At 69.9% G+C, this 5211-nt stretch carries 6 protein-coding genes and 1 pseudogene; 5 read left to right on the top strand and 2 right to left on the bottom strand.

Going from position 1 to position 5211, the window contains the following annotated elements; translation table 11 throughout:
• Window positions 1-90: 90 nt before the first annotated feature.
• From TFC3_RS39735 to TFC3_RS29460, 5 genes are all read left to right on the top strand, one after another.
• Window positions 91-1650 (top strand): hypothetical protein, encoded by a 1560-nt coding sequence (locus TFC3_RS39735; protein ID WP_067508595.1) that lies wholly within the window; start codon window positions 91-93, stop codon window positions 1648-1650.
• Window positions 1647-2051: a roadblock/LC7 domain-containing protein gene (locus TFC3_RS29475; RefSeq protein ID WP_014447580.1), complete on the top strand. Its 405-nt coding sequence runs from the start codon at window positions 1647-1649 to the stop codon at window positions 2049-2051. Before TFC3_RS39735 ends, TFC3_RS29475 begins: the two co-directional genes overlap by 4 nt.
• A 92-nt stretch (window positions 2052-2143) precedes the next feature.
• Entirely contained in the window at window positions 2144-2518 is a 375-nt protein-coding gene (locus TFC3_RS29470; RefSeq protein ID WP_067509822.1) for a DUF742 domain-containing protein, read from the top strand.
• Window position 2519: 1 nt separating this feature from the next.
• Window positions 2520-3107 (top strand): ATP/GTP-binding protein, encoded by a 588-nt coding sequence (locus tag TFC3_RS29465; protein ID WP_067508593.1) that lies wholly within the window; start codon window positions 2520-2522, stop codon window positions 3105-3107.
• 304 nt (window positions 3108-3411) lie between these two features.
• A complete protein-coding gene (locus TFC3_RS29460) occupies window positions 3412-4029 on the top strand; it encodes a DUF6518 family protein (protein WP_067508591.1) in 618 nt (205 codons plus the stop codon).
• Between the two features lie 335 nt (window positions 4030-4364).
• Here the strand turns inward: TFC3_RS29460 and TFC3_RS29455 are convergent, their stop codons facing one another.
• Entirely contained in the window at window positions 4365-4649 is a 285-nt protein-coding gene (locus TFC3_RS29455; protein ID WP_153040535.1) for a hypothetical protein, read from the bottom strand.
• Between the two features lie 19 nt (window positions 4650-4668).
• Window positions 4669-5211: pseudogene (locus tag TFC3_RS39730) on the bottom strand (transposase); the annotation flags it as partial.

The following is a 5211-nucleotide window of genomic DNA, read 5'->3' as shown; positions in this document are numbered from 1 at the left end:
CCGGGGCCCGCGGCCCGGCGGGGGCCGGGGGGGGGCGGCGCGCGGTTGGTGGGGGGGGGGGCGGGCACCCGTCCCCCCCCACCCCCGCCGATGCCCGCCGGTGGCCTGCTCGGTGCGGGTAACGGCCGCTCGGTGCCGGCCTGGTCCGACCTGACCGGCGCGCCCTCCAACGGCTTCGAGCCGTCAAACGGTTTCGGTGGCCCGTCAAATGGCTTCGGCGGTCCCTCCAACGGTTTCGGTGGCCCGTCCAACGGCTTCGGTGGCGCCAGCAACGGCTTCGGCGGGGCCAACGGCTCCAACGGCTCTGGCACCAACGGCTCCGGCACCAACGGCTCCGGCACCAACGGTTTCCACGGCCCGCGCAGCAACGAGCCGATCCCGCCGATCCCGCCGGCCGATCAGCCGGACGCGTTCGGCGACGGTCTGCCCCAGCGGCGTAACGGCGAGGGGTTCCGCCCCGACGAGACGGCGTCCTTCGGGCACACCATCCCGCGGCAGCTACCCCCGAGCCCGGAGACCCCGAGCCGATCGCCGTTCGTGCCGCCGGTCTCGGCGCCCCCGGTGCCGCCGACCTCCGCCCCGCCCTTCGGTGGCCGCCCGATCTCGGCACCGCCGGTCTCCGGCCCGCCGACCTCGGCCCCGCCGGTACGCCCGCAGTCTGCCCCGCCGGTACGCCCGCAGTCGTCGCCGCCGAGCTTCGGGAAGCCTCCGGTCGCTCAGCCTCCGGTCGCTCAGCCGAGCGCTTCGCCCGCACCGCCGGCCTGGCCGCCGGTGTCCGCGGACCGCGACGCGACCCCGCACGTCCCGGAAAGCCTCGCGGCCGCCCTGGACATGACCGCCGAGCTGCCGCGCTACCGCGCCAATGGCAAGAGCGACGCGACTCCGGCCATGCCGGAAGCCGCCCGTTCGGCCGCCGCGGCCGAGGCAGCTCACGAAGTGGCGACCCAGCAGGCAGCAGCCGCCCAGGCGACCGCTGCCGCGCAGATCGCTGCGGCTCAGGCGGCCGCTCGCCAGCGGGCCAACGGTGACGGGCAGTCGCAGTTCGCCGACGAGACCATGGAGCTGCCGATCTTCCGGGAGCTCGAGTCGGCCTGGTTCATGACCGCCCGTCCGGCCGAGCCCAAGGTCACCCCGAAGGTGGAGCCGAAGCCGGCGCCGGTGCCGCAGAATGACGACTCGGTCATCTCGCAGCGCATTCCCACGGGAGAACCGGTTCGCTCGATGGGCGTACCGCAGCAGGCAACTGCCGCGGAACGTCCGAGCAACGAGCGGACGCCGGAGTCGGTCGGCGCGGTAACGTCGAACGGGTCGGCTACCTCGTCGAACGGGTCGGCTACCTCGTCGTCGTCGCCCTGGCAGACGGCGGCGGACGACGGCTGGCAGGCCGCTCGCAAGGCGGCCGAGATGCCGGTGGAGACCACCACAACGGCTGGCTTGCCGCGGCGCACGCCGATGGCGCAGCTGGTGCCGGGTGGTGTCGACCGGGCCGAAACCTCCGTGCAGCGTCGTACGCCCGAAGCGGTTCGCGGTCTCCTCTCCGCCTACCACCGCGGTGTGCAACGAGGCCGCACGAAGGAACAATCGACCAACCCGGAGGAGACTCCGGGAGGGCAGCAGTCCTCGCAGGCTGGCAAGGAGCATGAGGCATGACAAGTACGCAGGATCTGGGTTGGCTCCTCGCCAACTTTGCCGACCGCGTTCCCGGGGTGGCGCACGCGATCGCGGTCTCCGCCGACGGTCTGCTGCTCGCGGCCTCGCGGGACCTTCCCCGCGACCGTGCCGACCAGTTGGCGGCCATCGCCTCCGGCCTGGTCAGCCTGACCCAGGGTGCCGCGCGCTGCTTCGAGGGTGGTGCGGTGCTGCAGACGGTGGTCGAGATGGACAACGGGTTCCTTTTCCTGATGTCGATCTCCGACGGTTCGTCGTTTGCCGTGCTGGCCGCCCGCAGCTGTGACGTCGGTCAGGTGGGATACGAGATGGCTCTGCTGGTCGACCGGGTGGGCGAGGCTCTGACGCCGGCTCCGCGGTCCGCCGCCGGAGTTCTCGGCTGAACGGATGGCCGACCGGATCCGTCCGGTATCTGTCCAAAACCTTGACAACGAGAGAAACTTCTATGGGCCGAGGGATGGGGTGAGCGGTGACGATGCCTGAACGCGATGAGCCAACCGGCGCGTTGGTCAGACCATACGCCGTGACCCGTGGCCGAACCCGGCCCAAGCTGGAGATAGCGCTGGAAGCGCTCGTCGAGACCACCGTCCGTGGCCGGAGCACTGGACCGGGCCGGGGCGGGAGCGAACACCAGTACATCGCAGCGATGTGTGACGGCGGCCGGGTCCAGTCGCTGGCAGAGATCGCCGCACGCATGCAACTACCGCTCGGGGTGGCCCGAGTGATCGTCGCCGACATGGCCCACGACGGGCTGGTGGCGGTCTACGAGCCGACATCGCTGGACGATGAAACTGACGCGGTGGGTACGGAACTGCTGGAAAGGGTGCTGAGTGGACTTCGCAGGCTCTGACATGTCGCGGCGGCCAACGGCCGGCCGCGTTACATCGGCGAAGATTGTCATCGCCGGTGGCTTCGGCGTCGGTAAAACGACGCTGGTGGGGTCCGTCTCGGAGATCACCCCACTGACCACTGAGGCGATCATGACCTCCGCCGGTGTGGGCGTCGACGACAACCGGCAGGTGCCGGGCAAGACGACAACCACTGTGGCGATGGACTTCGGCCGCATCAGCATCGACCGGGACCTGATCCTGTATCTGTTCGGCACCCCCGGCCGGACACGGTTCTGGTTCATGTGGGACGAGCTGGTACGCGGGGCCATCGGTGCGGTCGTCATGGTGGACACCCGTCGGCTCGCCGACTGCTTCGCCGCCATCGACTTCTTCGAGCACCGGCGGCTGCCGTACCTGGTAGCCATCAACTGCTTCGACGGCATGCAGTACCACAACGCTCAGGACGTCCGGGACGCACTCGCGATCTCGTCAGACGTCCCGGTCGTAAGCTGCGACGCCCGCAACCGCGAGTCGACCAAGAACGTACTCATCTCGCTTGTCGAGTACGTCCTGACAATGCGCCGGTCGCGCGCGGTGGCGCCCGCCTGACAGGCCGTTGAAGTCCCGCTCCGCTGGCCGGAGCGGGACTTTTCCATGCCCGATGAGGGATGGGTGACGGCTTGGCTCGGACATGCGGCTTCGGTGGGGTGTCCGGGGCCACGGCTGCTTGGGCTGCGGGTGTCCGCCGGCTCGTGCATGACCGGCTGCTGGCCGCCGGCCACCGTGCTCTGGTAGCGGAAGGTGAAGAACGGGCGCGCGGCGCCAGCGGTCTGCCTTTCGACGGATCACAGCACCGCGGGGTCCATCCGCGGTTAGATGTGTCGCCCTCCTCAGGTTCTTACGATCAGCGATCATGAAGATGAACCGGAACGCGGCCGTGGTAGTTCCCGTCGCGGGCGTGCTCTTGGGCGTTCTTGACTTCGTATGGATCAAGTACGTGCCCTTTCCGTTCGGCGGGCTGGGCAACTCCATCGCCGTCTGGGCCGTGGCGGCGTTCCTGCTCACCTTCCTCAGCCGGTGGACGTTGCCGGTCGGCATCCTCGGCGCGATAGTTTGCCTGGTCCTTGCCGTGCCGAGCTACTACCTCGCCGCCGCGCTGATCCAGAGGGACGACCCGGCGAACATGTACAACACAACCGCGTTGCTCTGGATGGGGTCGGGCGTGGTGGCTGGCACGGTCTTTGGTGCGGCAGGCGTGCTGGCGCGAACCTCGGGCCGTCTTAGCGCAGCCGCCATGGCCATGCCGGCTGCGGTGCTGTTCGCCGAGGCCACGATGCAGCTCAGGCGCATCGGAAACCCGGACTACGAAACCGCGGAAACCGTTGAGTACACCGCGGTCCTGATCGCCTTGGGGGTGATACTCACCGTGCTGGTGAGCCGGTCCTGGCGTCAGCGCGGGCTTGCGCTGCTGCTCGCCCTTCCGCTGACCGCGGTGGGGTTCGTCCTGCTGTCGCTCACCGGTTTCCGCTGAACAGAGGCTGTGGGTGCGGCCGTTACGGAACTCGGGCGAGATGTTCCCACCCAATCGACCCGTTGGCCAGCCTCACAACCGTGAACGCCCAGGCAGAGCGATCCCCGTCGACATCGCAGGGTGCAATGGCGACTCCACGCCGCCATCGCCACGATCGCCGACACCACCGGCCCAGCGACGCTCAGCAAGCCGTCGACCTCCATGGTGCCGTTCACGCGAGCGTAGTCGTGGAACAGGAACGGCACCGATGAGGCAACCAGGTCAGCATGGTTCGCAGCCGCCACCGGAAGAAGGCAGGCAACCAGCCAAGTGGCGACCGCCACCGCCGGCAACAGTCACAGGCCGATCGTGGACGCGGCCGGTCGTTGGAGGTCGCCAAGCCGGCGGTGCACCAGGTACCCGATTGCCGCGATGCCAGGGATCACCAGCACAATGGCGAGGCCGCCGCCCACCCGTCGCGTGAGCCGTGCGCTGCCCAGGTCGGCGAACCAGCCGGGGATGAGGCCGACCAGCAACGCCGGGCTTACCACCGCAAGCGCCGCTAACGCCAGTAGCCCGCCGGCCAAGGCAATTACCGTTGCCCCTAGCAGCGGCGTACGGACTTCCCGCTCAATTGTCACGGGCAGACATCAACGGTTGTCAGCGGCTGGGGTAGCCCGCGTTTCTGATGTCGTCCTCGGGTTGGCCGTCGCGGCTGAAGTCCCAGCCTCCCGCTGACTCGCGGCCCGGGCGTCCGCCGATGGCGTAGCCGCCGATTTCTTGGCCTCGGCGCCAGCCTCGGAAGTAGCCGGTGGTGTGGGCGGCGATGCTGGCGGCATCGCGGACGATGCGGCTGGGGCGTTCCTCACGCAGCGGGGAGCCGGGGACCAGGTTGGCCTGGGGGACCCGCTTGGGCAGGCCCGCCGAGGTTTCGGCGGCGATCTCGGGGGCCGAGGCCTTTTCCGCGGCGCGCCAGCCGGTGTCCATGGGACTGGTCCAGTCGAGCGCTGAGGCCGACGACTCGGCGTCGCTGTGACCGGTGAACCAGGCCGAGCGGGCCTGGGCGAAGATCAGCAGGTCGCCGTCGCCCTCGGTGGGCACCGGCGGGGCGGCGCTGCGGTCCAGGGCGGTCAGGGCCGGGGTGCGGCGGGCCGGGCGGCCGTTGCGGCCCTCGACCACGCGCAAAGCCGGGGTGTCGGTGGG

The sequence above is a fragment of the Actinoplanes sp. TFC3 genome (assembly GCF_001553785.1).
Classification (GTDB): domain Bacteria; phylum Actinomycetota; class Actinomycetes; order Mycobacteriales; family Micromonosporaceae; genus Actinoplanes.
The sequence above is the reverse complement of the archived record's forward strand: the minus strand, read 5'-3'. Positions and strand labels throughout refer to the sequence as shown.